Source organism: Leisingera caerulea DSM 24564 (genome assembly GCF_000473325.1).
GTDB classification, from domain to species: domain Bacteria; phylum Pseudomonadota; class Alphaproteobacteria; order Rhodobacterales; family Rhodobacteraceae; genus Leisingera; species Leisingera caerulea.
Map to the genome: position 1 here is coordinate 476122 of NZ_KI421513.1, position 15230 is coordinate 491351.

16 protein-coding genes are annotated in these 15230 nt (G+C 65.6%); 10 read left to right on the top strand and 6 right to left on the bottom strand.

Going from position 1 to position 15230, the window contains the following annotated elements:
• Nucleotides 1–151: 151 nt before the first annotated feature.
• Nucleotides 152–1075: a zinc-ribbon domain-containing protein gene (locus CAER_RS0109470; RefSeq protein WP_027235127.1), complete on the top strand. Its 924-nt coding sequence runs from the start codon at nt 152–154 to the stop codon at nt 1073–1075.
• A 64-nt stretch (nt 1076–1139) separates the two neighbouring features.
• Here the strand turns inward: CAER_RS0109470 and CAER_RS0109475 are convergent, their stop codons facing one another.
• The 5 genes from CAER_RS0109475 to argH form a co-directional block, all read right to left on the bottom strand.
• Nucleotides 1140–3752 (bottom strand): TIGR02302 family protein, encoded by a 2613-nt coding sequence (locus tag CAER_RS0109475; protein WP_027235128.1) that lies wholly within the window; start codon nt 3750–3752, stop codon nt 1140–1142.
• Between the two features lie 48 nt (nt 3753–3800).
• The gene (gene lysA, locus CAER_RS0109480; RefSeq protein ID WP_027235129.1) at nt 3801–5066 is read right to left on the bottom strand and encodes a diaminopimelate decarboxylase; all 1266 of its coding nucleotides are present in this window, start codon (nt 5064–5066) and stop codon (nt 3801–3803) included.
• Nucleotides 5067–5681: 615 nt separating this feature from the next.
• The gene (locus CAER_RS30140) at nt 5682–5834 is read right to left on the bottom strand and encodes a hypothetical protein (RefSeq protein WP_167332320.1); all 153 of its coding nucleotides are present in this window, start codon (nt 5832–5834) and stop codon (nt 5682–5684) included.
• Between the two features lie 92 nt (nt 5835–5926).
• The gene (locus CAER_RS30145) at nt 5927–6103 is read right to left on the bottom strand and encodes a hypothetical protein (RefSeq protein ID WP_008558101.1); all 177 of its coding nucleotides are present in this window, start codon (nt 6101–6103) and stop codon (nt 5927–5929) included.
• Between the two features lie 36 nt (nt 6104–6139).
• On the bottom strand, nt 6140–7534 hold the full coding sequence (argH, locus tag CAER_RS0109495) for an argininosuccinate lyase (RefSeq protein ID WP_027235130.1): 1395 nt from the start codon (nt 7532–7534) through the stop codon (nt 6140–6142).
• Nucleotides 7535–7556: 22 nt separating this feature from the next.
• On the opposite strand from argH, the gene CAER_RS0109500 reads away from it, so the two are divergent.
• The 8 genes from CAER_RS0109500 (at nt 7557) to phbB (ending at nt 13935) form a co-directional block, all read left to right on the top strand.
• Nucleotides 7557–8144 (top strand): TlpA disulfide reductase family protein, encoded by a 588-nt coding sequence (locus tag CAER_RS0109500; protein WP_245597347.1) that lies wholly within the window; start codon nt 7557–7559, stop codon nt 8142–8144.
• 65 nt (nt 8145–8209) lie between these two features.
• Nucleotides 8210–8566, top strand: a complete 357-nt coding sequence (locus tag CAER_RS0109505; protein WP_027235132.1) for a hypothetical protein — start codon at nt 8210–8212, stop codon at nt 8564–8566.
• Nucleotides 8567–8660: 94 nt separating this feature from the next.
• Nucleotides 8661–9002, top strand: a complete 342-nt coding sequence (locus tag CAER_RS0109510) for a hypothetical protein (RefSeq protein ID WP_027235133.1) — start codon at nt 8661–8663, stop codon at nt 9000–9002.
• 123 nt (nt 9003–9125) lie between these two features.
• Entirely contained in the window at nt 9126–9524 is a 399-nt protein-coding gene (locus CAER_RS0109515) for a hypothetical protein (protein ID WP_027235134.1), read from the top strand.
• A complete protein-coding gene (locus CAER_RS0109520; protein WP_027235135.1) occupies nt 9521–10453 on the top strand; it encodes a sterol desaturase family protein in 933 nt (310 codons plus the stop codon). The genes CAER_RS0109515 and CAER_RS0109520 overlap by 4 nt, the downstream gene beginning before the upstream one ends.
• Before the next feature lie 123 nt (nt 10454–10576).
• On the top strand, nt 10577–11416 hold the full coding sequence (locus CAER_RS0109525; RefSeq protein ID WP_027235136.1) for an EAL domain-containing protein: 840 nt from the start codon (nt 10577–10579) through the stop codon (nt 11414–11416).
• Nucleotides 11417–11824: 408 nt separating this feature from the next.
• Entirely contained in the window at nt 11825–13000 is a 1176-nt protein-coding gene (locus CAER_RS0109530; protein WP_027235137.1) for an acetyl-CoA C-acetyltransferase, read from the top strand.
• Nucleotides 13001–13212: 212 nt separating this feature from the next.
• Nucleotides 13213–13935 (top strand): acetoacetyl-CoA reductase, encoded by a 723-nt coding sequence (phbB, locus tag CAER_RS0109535; RefSeq protein WP_027235138.1) that lies wholly within the window; start codon nt 13213–13215, stop codon nt 13933–13935.
• Nucleotides 13936–14026: 91 nt separating this feature from the next.
• Here the strand turns inward: phbB and CAER_RS30150 are convergent, their stop codons facing one another.
• Entirely contained in the window at nt 14027–14176 is a 150-nt protein-coding gene (locus CAER_RS30150; protein ID WP_167332321.1) for a hypothetical protein, read from the bottom strand.
• 112 nt (nt 14177–14288) lie between these two features.
• On the opposite strand from CAER_RS30150, the gene CAER_RS0109545 reads away from it, so the two are divergent.
• Entirely contained in the window at nt 14289–15227 is a 939-nt protein-coding gene (locus CAER_RS0109545) for a transcriptional regulator GcvA (RefSeq protein ID WP_027235139.1), read from the top strand.
• The last annotated feature ends 3 nt before the right edge of the window (nt 15228–15230 follow it).

Genomic DNA, 15230 nt, shown 5'->3' on the forward strand with positions numbered 1-15230 from the left:
GGATGTTTCAATGGGGGCTCTGTTGCCGTGAAGCCAAGGGCGGGGGCATCGCGCGGATTGTCTCTTTCGCCGGGGCACGCGGCCTCATATAATCCGTTGAAAAACAACCCGCCCGCCTGCAAGGCGGCGGGATGGTGCCGAGGAGAGCATGATGCGCCTGACCTGCCCGAATTGCGCAGCCGAGTACGAAGTGCCGGAGGATGTGATCCCTGCCGAGGGGCGGGATGTGCAATGTTCCAACTGCGGCCAGACCTGGTTCCAGGCGGCCGCCGGGGAAACCGCGGCAGCTCCCCTGGCAGATGACGCCCCCGCCCCGGCTGAGGCAGCGGAGGAGCCGGAACAGGACGCCGCGGACAGCGCCCCGCAGCAGGCCCCCGAGGACGCCGCCGAAAATGCCGCGGAACCTGCCCCAGAGCGCGGCGGCATCGAAGAGGAGGCCGCAGACTTTTTCGCAAACAGCCGCCAGGACGGTCCGGGCGGCTTTGCGCAGGACGCCGCAGAGGACATTCCGCAGCAGCAGGCCGAACTGCAGCCGCAGCGGGCACGCGGCCTGGATCCTGCCCTGACGGATATCCTGCGCGAGGAGGCGGAGCGCGAAGCCTCGCTGCGGGCGGCGGAAAGCCAAAGCCTGGAGACCCAGCCCGACCTGGGGCTGGAGGAGGCCACCGCCCCCGAAGACGAGGCCGCCCGCCGCAGCCGCCAGGCGCGCGACCGGATGGCCCGGATGCGCGGCGAGGACCCGCGCCAGCTGGCCGCCGCCGAGAGCGGCTCCCGCAAGGAGCTGCTGCCGGACATCGAAGAGATCAACTCCACTCTGCGCTCTGGCGGCAGCGCGGCGCCTGCCCCTCAGGCCGCTGCGGAAGCGCCGCCGGTGCGGCGCAAGAACAATTTTGCCCGCGGCTTTTCGCTCTCGCTGATTGCAGCGCTGGCGATGGTGATGATCTATGACAATGCGGCGCTGATTGCTGAAAAGGTGCCGCTGGCAGAGTCCGCCCTCAGCAGCTATGTCAGCTGGGTGGATCAGATGCGGCTGTGGCTGGATGCGCAGGCGAAAACGCTGATCAGCGCGCAGTAACGCGCTTCGCGTCCTTTCCGGACTTTCAGGCTGACAGAGCGTCCGGGGCGCTGGCTGCTGGCGCTCAGAACCGGTCCAGCAGCCGCTGCAGATAGCTGCGTTCGCGCTCGCTGCGTTCACGCTCGCCGGCCCGGCGGCGGATATCCTCCAGCAAATCCCAGGCCCGGCGGTAGGCATTGCCCTCGCCGACCTTGCCGCCGTCATTCACCGAACCGTTGCTGCGGCCCAGCGGGTCCAGCCGTTCGCCCTGCGCCGTGGCCGATGGCTGGCCCTGGCCGTTGCGCTGGCCGTCATCACGCTGCGCCAGCGCCTCGCCCAAGCTGCGCATCCCTTCGCGCAGCGCCTCCATGGCATCCGACTGGCGGTCGATAGCCTCGGCGTTGTCGCCGCCGCGCAAGGCATCCTCGGCCCCTTCCATGGCGCGGCCTGCGCGGTCCAGCGCCTCACGCGCCGCTTCGCCCGCCTCGCCGCTCAGATAAGGCAGCCCGTCGCGCTGCTGCTGCAGCTGCTGGCGCAGGGCCTGCTGGCGGTCCGCCAGAGAGCCGCCCTGCCCCGGCTGTTCGCGGCCATTGCCGCCCTGTCCGCCCTGTCCATCCGGGTTGCGGCTGTCGGCCCCTTCGCCGCCTTCGCCTGCGCCGCTGTCGCCGCCCTGGCCGCCCTGATGGCTCTGGCCGCGGCCCAGACCGCCGTCGCGGCCCTCATTGCCCTGGCTCTCGCCGCTGCGGGCGCCGGGGTTGAACTGTTCCTGCAGGTCGCGGAACGCCTGGTCCGACAGCCCCTGCTGCTCGCGCAGGGTCTCCGCCAGCCCCTCCATCGCCTCGCGGCCCTCGTCACCCTGTCCCTGGCCCTGCTGCGAGCGGGTCATCCGCATATTTTCCATCATCTGCTGGAACTCGCGCAGCGCCTGTTCGGCCTCGGCCATGCGGCCCTGCTCCATCAGCTCCTGGATGCGGTCCATCATCGCCTGCAGGTCATCCTGGCTGAGCGTCATCATGTCCTCGGGCATGTCGCCCGGATCCATCATCTCGCCCTCTGCCTCGGCCATCCGGCTCAGCTGGCGCAGATAATCCTGGGTTGCCTCGCGCAGTTCCTGCATCAGGCGGGCGATCTCCTGCTCGCTGGCACCGTCGCGCATCGCCTGGCTCAGCCGCTCCTGCGCCCGCCGCATCCGCTCCAGCGCATCGCCCACGTCGCCCTCCTCCAGCTGGATCGCCAGATCCCACAGCGCGGCGGCAATCTCCTCCTGCCGCGGTTCAGCGACGGAGCCGCTCACGGTGTAGCTTTCCAGCCGCCGCAGAATGGTGCGCAGCCGCAGATAGTCGCCATAGTCGCGGAACAGCCCGTCCGGGCGGTGCGACAGGGTGCGCAGGATCTGCGCCACTCGCGGCGCGTTGGCGCGCGCCCACAACAGGTCGCGGCGCTGTTCGATCACCGCCGCCGCCAGCGGGTCGAAGAAGCGGCGGGTGACCATATCCGCACCAAAGCCCGCCGCCGCGGCAGACTGGCCGGCTTCGTCCATTGCGGAGAAGGTGAAGACAACCGGCATATTGGCCCAGGGGTGACGGGCGAAATCCTCGATCAGCTTTTCAGTGAATTCCTCGCGGGATCCGGAAAGCGGCAGCGGCAGGTCCAGCACCAGCGCCTCGCGCGGGTCGGGATCAGCGGCCAGCCCGTGCTGCCGCTCCACCGCGGCCAGATCCAGGGTGACCCGCACCTGCCCGCCGGCGACGCCGTAATCATCCCGGGCGCTGAACGCCAGCGAGGTGTAACCGTCGTTTTCCAGCTCCGGCTGGCCCGCCACCGCGATGCCTGGAGGATGGTCCGGGATCACCTCCACCTGCCAGCTGCGCCCACCGCTGCCTTCGATGGCAAAGCCGCCGTTGCGGGTCACGTCAAAGGCCACTGCACCTTCGGGCGCCGACGGCTGATCCCCGGCAGGGCCCGAGACACTCTCCGACAGGGTCAGCGCTCCGACCTCGCCATAAAAGCGCAGGGTGACACGGCTGCCCTCCGGCAGTTTCAGCGCCCCTTCAGGCTGGTCGTTCAGATAGAGCACCGGCAGGCGGGTATAGGCGGGCGGCTCTGCCCAGCCCTCCCAGGCGGGGCCGCTCAGCGCAGCCGGTCCGCCGGTGCCCAGATCCTTGACCGAGGCCACCTGCCAGATCGAGCCGAACAACAGCGCAACCGCCATAAACAGCCCCGCGACATAGCGCAGCGCATAGGGGTCGGCGGAGGCGACGTTCAGATCAGGCGCGGGGGCGCGGGCATGGGCCGCGGCCTCGGCCATCCGGCGCTGGTGCGCCTGCCACAGGGCGATGGAAGCGGCATCTTCCGCGCCGATGGCCTGGGTGTCCAGCAAGGCGCTGACGGGGCGGCCGGGCAAAGTTTGGTCCAGCCGCTCCAGCGCCGCCTCCCGGGACGGCCAGCGGAACCGCCAGGCGCCCCAGCCAACGGCCGTTGCGGCGGCAAGCACTGCCGCAAGGGCGCTGATCCAGACCACGGTGTCCGGCAGCAGCTGGTGCAGCCCCAGCATCAGCGCCGCCAGCGCCGCCATCAGCACCGAGGCCAGCGGCCAGAAGGCGCGCATGGCGCGTTCGGCCACGAGTCCCGCCCGCGTCAGAGCCACAGGCCAGCGCAGGCGTTTCAGGACAGGATCGGCACGTCTGTCAAAGGGCATTCGGGCCTCGTTTCAGGATGGCCCGCGCCGGATCGCGCCCGGATCGCTTCAGAGCCACTCCGGGATGGTATCGCGGTTTATCATCTCTTCATAGTCCGGGCGCCGGCGAATAACCGCGAATTGATCCCCATGGACAAGCACTTCGGGGATCAGCGGGCGGGAGTTGTACTCGCTCGCCATCACTGCGCCATAGGCACCCGCACTGCGGAAGGCGACCAGATCGCCCGCCGCCAGGGGCGGCAGGCCGCGCTGCTTGGCAAAGGTATCGCCGGTCTCGCAGACCGGGCCGACGATGTCATAGGTCTGGCTCTCGGTGCCCGCCGCAGGCTCACTGACCGGGATGATGTCGTGGTGCGCCTCATACATCGCCGGGCGGATCAGGTCGTTCATCGCCGCATCCAGGATCAGGAAATCGCGCCCCTCGCCCGATTTCACATAGATCACCTTGCTGACCAGCTGGCCCGCGTTGCCCGCGATCAGCCGCCCCGGCTCAATCTCGATCTCGCAGCCGAGGTGGCCGAGGGTTTCCTTGACCATTTGGCCGTATTCCACCGGCAAGGGCGGCGCGCTGTTGGAGCGCTCGTAGGGGATGCCAAGACCGCCGCCCAGATCCAAGCGGCGGATGTTGTGGCCCTCGGCGCGCAGGGTTTCCGTCAGCTCCGCCACCTTCTGGTAGGCCAGCCGGAAGGGGTCCAGATCGGTCAGCTGGGAGCCGATGTGGACGTCGATCCCCACCACCTCCAGCCCCGGCAGGGCGGCGGCGCGGGCATAGACCTCCTTGGCGCGGGCAATCGGGATGCCGAATTTGTTCTCGGATTTGCCGGTGGCGATCTTGGCGTGGGTCTTGGCGTCTACGTCCGGGTTCACCCGGATGGTGATCGGGGCCTTGGTGCCCAGTTCCTGCGCCACCGCGCTGATCACCTCCATCTCCGGCTCGGATTCCACGTTGAACTGGCGGATACCGCCGGTCAAAGCCACGCGGATTTCCTCTGCCGTCTTGCCGACGCCGGAAAAGACGATCCTGTCGCCGGGAACGCCCGCAGCCTTGGCGCGCAGGTATTCGCCCTGGCTGACCACATCCATGCCTGCGCCCGCCTGTGCCAGCGTCTTCAGGATCGCCTGATTGCTTGCCGCCTTCATCGCAAAGCAGACCAGGTGATCGGTGCCCTCCAGCGCCTCGTCGAACAGGCGGAAATGGCGCAGCAGGGTCGCGGTGGAATAGACATAGAACGGAGTGCCCACCGCCGCGGCGATCTCGGAGATGGGAACGTCTTCGGCGAAAAGCGCGCCGTCGCGGTAGAGAAAATGGTCCATAACCCCGCGTTTAGGGCAAAACGGGCAGATGGATCAAATGATTCCGCCCGCGGGCGACCAGCGGAAACAAAGACGCTCTCCCGCCCGCCGCAGACGCATCAAAGATGCGCCCGCGCCCGTTGGGCCCGGCGCCGCGCTGGCGCGCGGCGGACCGTTTCACCTTCCGCCCGTTTCGCTCCTGGCTTGCGGCTGCGTTCAAGTACTTGGGAAAGATGAAAACACCGGGCCTGCGCCTTCATCTTTCCCAAAACACTCACTGCGCAACAGCAGCGGCGAGCGCAACGCCGGGGGTGTTGCGCTTCAGGCGCACGCCCCTGTCACAGCACCTTAAGCCCAGTTTGGCATAGTACCCCCTGATCGCGGTCACTGCCGGGCCTGACACCCCCGGCACCATGGAACAGGGCCCCTTGGCACGGGCACGCACAAACGACGTTTCGCGTGCGGGAGAAATCCTCCCGTCCCGCCTCCGCCCTTTGGCGGCGCCGCCATTCCTTACCGCTGACAGCTGCTGACACGGCAGCACATCAGGACAGGCAGAACAGCAACGCAGCAGAGAGCAACCGCCCGGGCCGGCTGGCCGGACGGTGAAAACCCATGCTGCTGAAAACCGTCTTCCTAGAAAGTATGAGACACCCCGACCCGCGCCGAGCCGGACACCTTCACACCGGGTTTGGCGGTGTCGTGCTGTTGCGGCCGGTTCGCTGCCGGCGCCCCGGTCTCGCAGGCTGCAAGTCCAAGCACTGCCAGAAACAAGACAACAGATTTCATCGCAATATCCTCAAACGGAAACCGCCCCGGCATCGCAGCGGGACGGTCAACAGATGGCGGCTGAACGGCAGCGCATCAAGGGCGCGGGGCCGCTAAAAGCCCAGGTAAACGCTGACCGGCCCCTTGTGCAGCCCGACCGCGCCGCCGACATGGACGCCGCTGTCACCGACGCCAACGCCGGCATTCAGCGTCGGTTGCACCGGCTCGCCGTCGACGCCGCAGGCGGCCAGCACCGCCAGCCCGATCAAGGCAAAGATCACATTGCGCATTGTCTGACTCCTTGCAGCAGCCCCGCCCGGACGGCCTCAGCCGTCCAGAACCTCTTTCCATCGGGCGATCTGCGCGCGCACCTGGGCGGGTGCGGTCCCGCCATAAGACATGCGCGAGTTTACCGAGTTTTCGACGCCAAGCACAGTGAAGATGTCGTCGGTGATCCCGTCATGCACGCCCTGCATATCCGCAAGCGAAAGATCCGGCAGGTCGCAGCCGCGGCTTTCGGCCATGGCGACCAGGGTGCCGGTCACATGGTGGGCATCGCGGAACGGCACCTTCAGCACCCGCACCAGCCAGTCGGCCAGATCGGTGGCGGTGGAGAAGCCCGAGCCCGCAGCCGCCGCCAGCGACTCGCGGTTTCCGGTCATGTCCTTGACCATGCCTTCCATCGCCGCCAGCGCCAGCATCCAGTTGTCGGCGGCATCAAAGACTTGTTCCTTGTCTTCCTGCATGTCCTTGGAATAGGCCAGCGGCAGCCCTTTCATCACCATCATCAGCGCGGTGTTGGCGCCAAAGATCCGGCCCACCTTGGCGCGGATCAGCTCTGCCGCGTCGGGGTTCTTCTTCTGCGGCATGATCGACGAGCCGGTGGAGAAGCGGTCGCTGAGGGTGACAAAACGGAACTGGGCAGAGGACCAGATCACCAGCTCCTCAGCAAAGCGGCTGAGGTGCACGGCGCTGATCGAGGCGCAGGAGAGAAACTCCAGCGCGAAATCGCGGTCGGAAACCGCGTCCAGCGAGTTGGCTGCCGGGCGGTCGAAACCCAGCGCCTTGGCCGTCATCTCCCGGTCGATCGGGAAGGAGGTGCCCGCCAGCGCCGCCGCGCCCAGCGGCGATTCGTTCATCCGGGCACGCGCATCGCGCACGCGGGACAGATCGCGGCCGAACATCTCCACATAGGCCATCATGTGGTGGCCCCAAGTCACCGGCTGCGCGGTCTGCAGGTGGGTGAAGCCCGGCATTACCCAATCGGCGCCCGCCTCAGCCTGCGACAGAAGCGCGCGGATCAGCGCCAAGAGGCCGCTTTCGGCTGCGTCCAGCTGGTCGCGCACCCACAGTTTGAAATCGGTCGCCACCTGGTCATTGCGGCTGCGGCCCGTGTGCAGGCGGCCCGCAGGCTCGCCGATGATTTCCTTCAGGCGGGCCTCCACGTTCATGTGGATGTCTTCCAGTGCTGTGGAAAACTGGAAGGTTCCGCCCTCGATCTCTGACAAAACGGTGAGCAGCCCTTCCCGAATGGCCTCGGCATCATTATCCGTAATGACGCCTGTGGCGGCCAACATCGCCGCATGGGCCCTGGAGCCGGCAATGTCCTGCGCCGCCATCCGCTTGTCGAACCCGATCGAGGCGTTGATTGCCTCCATGATCGCGTCCGGGCCAGCGGCAAAGCGGCCGCCCCACATCTGGTTCGAGGATTGATCTGTCATGGTGTGGAACCCCGGAGATAATATGCGTCTGTTTCGTCAGCTTTCCCTTTATATGGCCCTCGCCTTGGGTGCAAATGCCGCGGCTGCGGCGGATCAGGCGCAGTTGGAGGCCCTGCGCGACGGCTCGATGAAGAAGCTGGTCGTGCATGCCGAGCCGCGCGATGTGTCCGCCGCCGCGTTCGACCTGGCCGACGGCGCAGGCACCGCGACCCTGGCCGACTATCAGGGCAAGATCGTGCTCTTGAACTTCTGGGCCACCTGGTGCGCCCCCTGCCGCAAGGAGATGCCGCAGCTGGAAGAGCTGCAGCAGGAATTCGGCGGCGAGGATTTTCAGGTGCTGACCATCGCCACGGGACGCAACTCGCCCGCGGGCATACAAAAGTTCTTTGACGAGAACGGCATCAACAGCCTGCCCCGCCACCAGGACCCGAAACAGGCGCTGGCCCGCGAAATGGCGGTGATCGGCCTGCCGATCACGGTGCTCCTGGGCCGCGATGGCAAGGAGGTTGCGCGGCTGCTGGGCGATGCCGAGTGGAACTCGGACAGCGCCAAGCAGATCATCGCGGCAATGATAGGCGAAGACACTGCAGCCGCCTCAGCCGCGGATTGAATAAAACGGGCTGATCTGACACATTCTCCCGGTGTTCTGTTAACAAGTATACCGGGAGGGATCTCATGAAATTCCTGCGTTTGACAGCCTGTGCCCTGGCGCTCAGCGTGATAGCCGCCGCACCAGCCGGCGCCGGAGCCATCAAGAAAGAAAAGGATTTCATGGCCGCTGTCGCCGGCAAGAAACTTGTAGCTGGCGATCATTGGGTCATCGCCAGCGCAGACGGAAAACTGACCGGTGTTTCCCCCAGGGGGGAGAAAATCGTGGGCGCCTGGGTTTGGAACCGGCGCTTCTTCTGCCGCAACGTCTATATCGATCAAAAGCAGCTGCCCGAAAATTGCTTATCCGTTTCAGTGGACGGCAGCAGGGTGACCTTCACCCGCGACAAGGGCAAAGGCAGGTCAATCACCTATTCCTTCTGACCTGGAAGCCGCTACCTGACCCGGCAAAAATTCGCACTATTTCACTCTTGAGGGACGTCCCGATAAGGCGCCCGCGTGTAGGGTGGAGAGTGAAATGAAACCTGTTGTGTTACTGATCGGCAAGCTGCCGAATGTCATTGGCAATGTTGCAGAGCAGCTTGACCATCTTCCGATTCAATGGCTGGGCGCGCACGACCAGCCCGAAGTGGTGCGCCAGCTGGAAACCGAGCCGCGCATTGAATGCGTTATCATGGGCGCCGGGCTGGATGACCAGACCCGCGGCGACCTGATCGGCATCATCGCCGCCCTCAGGCCGGACGTCTGCATCCACCTCAAGGACCGCAGCTCCGGGCCGGAGGGGCTGGTGCCCTTTGTCGAGCGCGTGGTGCAGATGCAAGTGCTGGCGCCGCGCCAGAGCACGGTGGCGGCGGTGTAGACCACAGGGCCATTGGCCCGCAGCCCGCCTGCGCTCCGCCCCCGGGAGCGGCGGCGGCGCTTGACCCCACGCCACCTTTGACAGGCTTCCGGCGGGCCGCCAGTCTGCCCGCGGGAGGACGCGATGCCGCTGGAACTGCTGCTGGCCCTGGTTGCGGGCGGAATAACCGCTATTGCCGTGCTGCTGCATGTGACCGGGCGGTCGCGGCAGGCGGTTCTGACGGCTGAAAGCAGCCGCGCCGCCTGGCTGCGCCAGTATCCTCAGGACAGGGTCCAAAACGTGCTTCCCGCCGCCAGCGGCCATGCTGCGCTGATTGCCGCGGACAGCGGTCCGGGCCTGGTCTGGGCGTTCGGCGCAGATTCCGTGGCGCGGCACTTGGGCGGCGCTGCCATCGCCGAATCTGCCGGGGGTTTGCGCATCAGTTTCAAAGACTTCAGCGCACCTGGCGTGTCCGTCGCCCTGACGCGGGCAGAACGCGCCCGGTGGCAGGCGGTGATTGCGTCCGGCGGGGAGACAGCATGAGCGGCGACCTCACCTATCCCGACGCGACCCAGCTGGCGGTGCCGTTTTTCATTGCCGCCATCCTGGCCGAATTCCTGTGGATCGCCCTGAGGAAACGCGGCGGCCGGTACGAGACCCGCGATGCAGTCACCTCCTTGATCATGGGCGCGGGCAGCGTCGCCGAGGGGCTGCTTCTGGGCTTTATCGCCTGGGGCTTCTTGATGACGCTGTGGCAGATCACGCCGCTGGACATGGGCACCTCGCTGTGGGCGGTGGTGGCGTGCTTTGTGCTGGATGACCTGCGTTATTACTGGGTGCACCGTTTTGGCCACCGCATCCGATGGGTCTGGGCGTCGCACGTGAACCACCATTCCAGCCAGCACTACAACCTCACTACCGCGCTGCGGCAGACCTGGACCGGGACCTTCACCTTTATGATGGTGGTGAAGGCGCCGATGGTTCTTCTGGGGTTCCACCCGGCGCTGGTGCTGTTTTGCGGCGGGTTGAACCTGATCTATCAGTTCTGGATCCATACCGAGGCGATTGACCGCCTGCCGCGCTGGTTCGAGGCGGTGATGAACACCCCCAGCCATCACCGTGCCCATCACGGCAGGAACCCGCGCTATCTGGATTGCAACTATGCCGGCGTCTTCATCATCTGGGACAAGCTGTTCGGCACCTTCGTACCGGAACAGGACCACGACCGGCCTGATTTCGGCCTGGTGCACAACATTGCCACCTTCAACCCGCTGCGCGTGGCCTTTCATGAATGGATCGGCATTTTCAAGGACATGGCCCAGCCCGGGCTGACCTGGAAACAGCGGCTGCTCTATGCCTTTGCGCCGCCCGGCTACAGCCACGACGGCAGCCGCGAGACCTCTGCCGGGATCAAAGCCGCCCATCTGAAGCGCCACCCCGAAGATACAGGCACGCCGGGCTTTGGCGGCTGAGGCCAGCCGGGGCAGGCGGATCCGTCAAATTTGAACTTTAATCCCGGCTCAACCCTTTTGCGCGACGCTGCCCGGAGCATCATATTGTGTCACATCATTGCCGGAACAGGGCCGCAGCAGCACATGAACAGACGAAACGCGATGGCAGATCTGCCCGAGGGCTCCGAAAACCCGCTGAGCGCGGCAGTGGCCGGCCGCGACCGGTCCACGCTGGATATGGTTGCCGAAGCGGTTAAGCACGGCCAGACCGTATTGGCCTATCAGCCCGTCATGCAGGCCATGGCGCCGCATGGCGTCGCCTTTTACGAAGGCTATATCCGGGTGCTGGACCCGACCGGCCGGGTGATTCCCGCCCGGGAATTCATGCATGTGGTCGAGGACAAAGAAATCGGCCGCGAGATGGACTGCCTGGCGCTGCAGCACGGCCTGCAGGTGCTGGAGAAGTTCCCGCAGATCCGCCTGTCCATCAACATGTCCGCCCGTTCCATCGGCTATCAGCGCTGGACCCAGGTGCTGCAGCGGTGTCTGAAAGGCGATGCCACGCTGGGCGAACGCCTGGTGCTGGAACTCACCGAGGCTTCGGTCATGGCCGCGCCGGAGCTTGTGCTGGATTTCATGGGCCGGATGCAGCAGCACGGGATTTCCTTCGCGCTCGACAATTTCGGCGCTGGCACAACGGCGATCGGCCATTTCCGCCAGTTCTTCTTTGACGCGGTCAAGATCGACGGCCAGTTCGTCCGCGGCATTCACGCCAGCCATGACAATCAGTCGGTTGTGCGGGCCCTGATCGGCATTGCCAAGCAGTTCGACATGTTCATCGTCGCCGAGTCGGTGGAAAACCAGGAAGACGCGGCCTTTCTGGTGGAAAACGGGGTGGATTGCCTGCAGGGCTACCTGTACGGCGCGCCGTCGGTGTCGCCGCCCTGGATCGAAGACATGAAGCAGCGCCAGCAAGCCGGATAGGGGCTGGGTTTTCCGCAGCACCCGCCCCCCCCTGCAAGCCGGAGGCGCCTTGCGGCGCCTGCCGCCGGTACCGCCGCCGCCCGCTGACGCGGGCACTGCCCCCTGCCCCGTCCTCTACAGCCTTGTCTTTGCAGCGGCTTTCAAAGCCGCCCCCTGCCCCGTCCCGGCGCCTGCGTCCGCTGCCCTGCAGCACCCCGTGCCAGTACTGACGGAAATCCTGCGGCGGAGGACGTTTCTGGCGGTTGACTCTTGCGCGCCGGCTGGGACACCCTGTCAATTGCTGCACGTGCAGCAATAGATTATGCCGGTACCCGGAGGATACGGGAAAGATTGTTGCGCAGCCGCGGCTCGAACGGTTGCGCGGCGCTTTTCCGGTAGACCAAAATGATGGCAGAGGACCAGAAATCAATGACCAATGTTGTAATCGCATCGGCCGCGCGCACCGCCGTCGGCTCCTTTGGCGGCGCGTTCGCCAATACCCCTGCCCATGATCTGGGCGCCGCGGTGCTGGAAGCCGTGGTGGAGCGGGCCGGTGTCGACAAATCCGAAGTGTCGGAAACCATTCTGGGCCAGGTGCTGACCGCCGCCCAGGGCCAGAACCCGGCCCGCCAGGCGCACATCAATGCGGGCCTGCCCAAGGAAAGCGCCGCCTGGGGCATCAACCAGGTCTGCGGCTCCGGCCTGCGCGCCGTTGCGCTGGGTGCGCAGCACATCCAGCTGGGCGATGCTTCCATCGTTGCCGCCGGCGGCCAGGAGAACATGACCCTGTCCCCCCATGCCGCGCATTTGCGTGCGGGCCACAAAATGGGCGACATGAAATACATCGACACGATGATCCGCGACGGCCTGTGGGATGCGTTCAACGGCTACCACATGGGCCAGACCGCCGAGAACGTTGCCGAGCAGTGGCAGATCTCCCGCGACATGCAGGATGAATTTGCCGTCGCCTCGCAGAACAAGGCGGAAGCGGCACAGAAAGCGGGCAAGTTCGCGGACGAGATCGCGGCCTTCACCGTCAAACACCGCAAGGGCGAGACCGTGGTGGACCAGGATGAATACATCCGCCACGGCGCCACTATGGAAGCGATGCAGAAGCTGCGCCCGGCCTTCACCAAGGACGGGTCTGTCACCGCGGCCAACGCCTCTGGCCTGAACGACGGCGCCGCCGCCACCCTGCTGATGAGCGCCGATGAGGCCGAGCGCCGCGGCATCGAGCCCCTGGCTCGCATCGCGTCTTATGCAACCGCCGGCCTGGACCCGTCGATCATGGGCGTCGGCCCGGTCTATGCCTCCCGCAAGGCGCTGGAAAAGGCCGGCTGGTCGGTCAACGACCTGGATCTGGTCGAAGCCAACGAAGCCTTTGCCGCCCAGGCCTGCGCAGTGAACAGGGACATGGGCTGGGATCCGTCGATCGTGAACGTGAACGGCGGCGCCATCGCCATCGGCCACCCGATCGGCGCGTCGGGCTGCCGGGTGCTGAACACCCTCTTGTTCGAAATGAAGCGCCGCGGCGCCAAGAAAGGCCTGGCCACGCTGTGCATCGGCGGCGGCATGGGCGTTGCTATGTGCGTGGAGCGCCCATAATACCGGCAACTGACCGTAAAATGAGGAGGACGCCCCCGCGGCGTCCTTTTTCTTTTACAATCCTGGCCTATACTGCACCTGCAAAAAAGCTCACGCGGCGGGTGCGACAATTTTTACGCGGCACCGCAGAAAATACCCGCGCAATAATGTTGCTCTCCCAGTGTGAAAACTGTAGCAAGATTACCAAGTGACCAATACTGGAGGATTCTCGAATGGCACGTACTGCACTCGTCACAGGCGGCTCCCGCGGCATCGGCGCAGCAATTTCCCAGGCGCTGAAGGCGCAGGGCTGCAACGTTGCGGCAACCTATGCCGGCAATGACGAAGCCGCGGCGAAATTCACCGACGAGACCGGCATCAAGACCTATAAGTGGAATGTTGGCAGCTACGAGGAAAGCGCCGCCGGCATCGCCAAGGTCGAAGAGGAAATGGGCCCGATCGACATCGTTGTGGCCAATGCCGGCATCACCCGCGACGCGCCGTTCCACAAGATGACGCCGCAGCAGTGGCAGGAGGTGATCGACACCAACCTGACCGGCGTGTTCAACACCGTGCACCCGATCTGGCCCGGCATGCGCGAGCGCAAGTTCGGCCGCGTCATCGTGATCTCCTCGATCAACGGTCAGAAAGGCCAGTTCGCGCAGGTGAACTATGCCGCGACCAAGGCAGGCGACCTGGGCATCGTGAAATCGCTGGCCCAGGAAGGCGCCCGCGCCGGCATCACTGCCAACGCGGTCTGCCCCGGCTATATCGCCACCGAGATGGTGATGGCAGTGCCGGAGAAGGTGCGCGAATCGATCATCTCCCAGATCCCGGCCGGCCGCCTGGGCGAGCCGGAAGAGATCGCCCGCTGCGTGGCCTTCCTGGCGTCTGACGAGTCGGGCTTCATCAACGGCTCGACCATCTCTGCCAACGGTGCGCAGTTCTTCGTCTAAGCTGTTTCTTCAGCAGTAACGGCAAGGGCCGGTCCAGATGGACCGGCCCTTTTCCTATCCCGTAAGTGCCTATTCTCGAATCAGAGCGCGCTCAGGCCCAGCGGGAAACCTTGGGGCGGAGGGCTGGCACCGGCCTCTTGCTGAGCAACCACGTCCAGGCCAGCTTAAGCACTTGGCCGCGTTCGGCGTGGGCGCGGGCCATCGCGGACTTCACGGCGGCATCAGCAGAATATTCCAGCATTTCAGGCCTCCTTTCGGATCAGTATCCTTTACCTGCACCTAATATGAGGACCCAACGTAAAACGCACAAACGAGACTTTGCAGACGTTCAGTTAAGGTATACTTATCTGAGCATGACTGACCGCCTGCCTCCCCTTACCGCTTTGCGCGCCTTTGACGCTGCTGCCCGCCACATGTCCTTTGCCAAGGCGGCGGAAGAGCTGAACGTGACCCCTGCCGCGCTGTCCTTTCAGATCAAATCGCTGGAGGAGCATCTGGGCCAGCCGCTGTTCCGGCGCCTGAACCGGGCGGTGGAGCTGACCGAGGCGGGCGAGACGCTGGCCCCCGGCGCCGATGAAGGCTTCCGCATCCTGGGACAGGCCTGGCAAACCACCCGGCGGCTGCTGGATGAAACCACGCTGACGGTGACGGCAGGGCCTGCGCTGACAGCGAAATGGCTGGCGCCGCGGCTGTTCGAATTTGCCCGCACCCACCCGGAGATCGAACTGCGGCTGTCCGCCTCGCTCAAGGTGGTGGATCTGCGCCGCGGCGATGTCGATGTGGCGATCCGCTTTGGTGTCTCGGACGACGTGGGGCTGGCGTCCTACGGCACCCGGCCCGACTGGCTGACGCCCGTTATGACGCCGGAGCTGTTCGAGCAGTTCCCGACCCCGGAAGCACTGCGCGATGCGCCGCTGATCTTTGACGATTCCCTCAGCATCGTTGCGCCAGGCTGCGACTGGCCGACCTGGCTGCGCGCGGCGGGTGTCGGTTTTACCCCCGGAAGCGGCACCCATTTTTCGGCCCCCGATCATGCCATCGACGCGGCCTGTGCCGGACTGGGCGTGGCGCTGGGGCGTCGGCCGCTGATCATCAAGGACGTGCGGGAGGGGCGGCTGGTTGCCCCCTTCAAACTGGCGATCCAGACAGAGGCGCGGTTCCGGTTCCTGTGCCTGCCGGAAGCCAAGGACCGGCCGCAGATTGCGGCTTTCCGCGATTGGTACTTTGCAGAGATCGAGAAAACCGCACATATGTGGGACGACTTTGAAATCGTGCCCGTGAAGGACCTTTGACAT

What these genes read in the sequence shown, in the direction of transcription:
- CAER_RS0109470 (WP_027235127.1), top strand. Translation starts at nt 152, where the DNA reads ATGCGCCTGACCTGCCCGAATTGCGCAGCCGAGTACGAAGTGCCGGAG.
- CAER_RS0109475 (WP_027235128.1), bottom strand. Translation starts at nt 3,752, where the DNA reads ATGCCCTTTGACAGACGTGCCGATCCTGTCCTGAAACGCCTGCGCTGG.
- lysA (WP_027235129.1), bottom strand. Translation starts at nt 5,066, where the DNA reads ATGGACCATTTTCTCTACCGCGACGGCGCGCTTTTCGCCGAAGACGTT.
- CAER_RS30140 (WP_167332320.1), bottom strand. Translation starts at nt 5,834, where the DNA reads ATGAAATCTGTTGTCTTGTTTCTGGCAGTGCTTGGACTTGCAGCCTGC.
- CAER_RS30145 (WP_008558101.1), bottom strand. Translation starts at nt 6,103, where the DNA reads ATGCGCAATGTGATCTTTGCCTTGATCGGGCTGGCGGTGCTGGCCGCC.
- argH (WP_027235130.1), bottom strand. Translation starts at nt 7,534, where the DNA reads ATGACAGATCAATCCTCGAACCAGATGTGGGGCGGCCGCTTTGCCGCT.
- CAER_RS0109500 (WP_245597347.1), top strand. Translation starts at nt 7,557, where the DNA reads ATGCGTCTGTTTCGTCAGCTTTCCCTTTATATGGCCCTCGCCTTGGGT.
- CAER_RS0109505 (WP_027235132.1), top strand. Translation starts at nt 8,210, where the DNA reads ATGAAATTCCTGCGTTTGACAGCCTGTGCCCTGGCGCTCAGCGTGATA.
- CAER_RS0109510 (WP_027235133.1), top strand. Translation starts at nt 8,661, where the DNA reads ATGAAACCTGTTGTGTTACTGATCGGCAAGCTGCCGAATGTCATTGGC.
- CAER_RS0109515 (WP_027235134.1), top strand. Translation starts at nt 9,126, where the DNA reads ATGCCGCTGGAACTGCTGCTGGCCCTGGTTGCGGGCGGAATAACCGCT.
- CAER_RS0109520 (WP_027235135.1), top strand. Translation starts at nt 9,521, where the DNA reads ATGAGCGGCGACCTCACCTATCCCGACGCGACCCAGCTGGCGGTGCCG.
- CAER_RS0109525 (WP_027235136.1), top strand. Translation starts at nt 10,577, where the DNA reads ATGAACAGACGAAACGCGATGGCAGATCTGCCCGAGGGCTCCGAAAAC.
- CAER_RS0109530 (WP_027235137.1), top strand. Translation starts at nt 11,825, where the DNA reads ATGACCAATGTTGTAATCGCATCGGCCGCGCGCACCGCCGTCGGCTCC.
- phbB (WP_027235138.1), top strand. Translation starts at nt 13,213, where the DNA reads ATGGCACGTACTGCACTCGTCACAGGCGGCTCCCGCGGCATCGGCGCA.
- CAER_RS30150 (WP_167332321.1), bottom strand. Translation starts at nt 14,176, where the DNA reads ATGCTGGAATATTCTGCTGATGCCGCCGTGAAGTCCGCGATGGCCCGC.
- CAER_RS0109545 (WP_027235139.1), top strand. Translation starts at nt 14,289, where the DNA reads ATGACTGACCGCCTGCCTCCCCTTACCGCTTTGCGCGCCTTTGACGCT.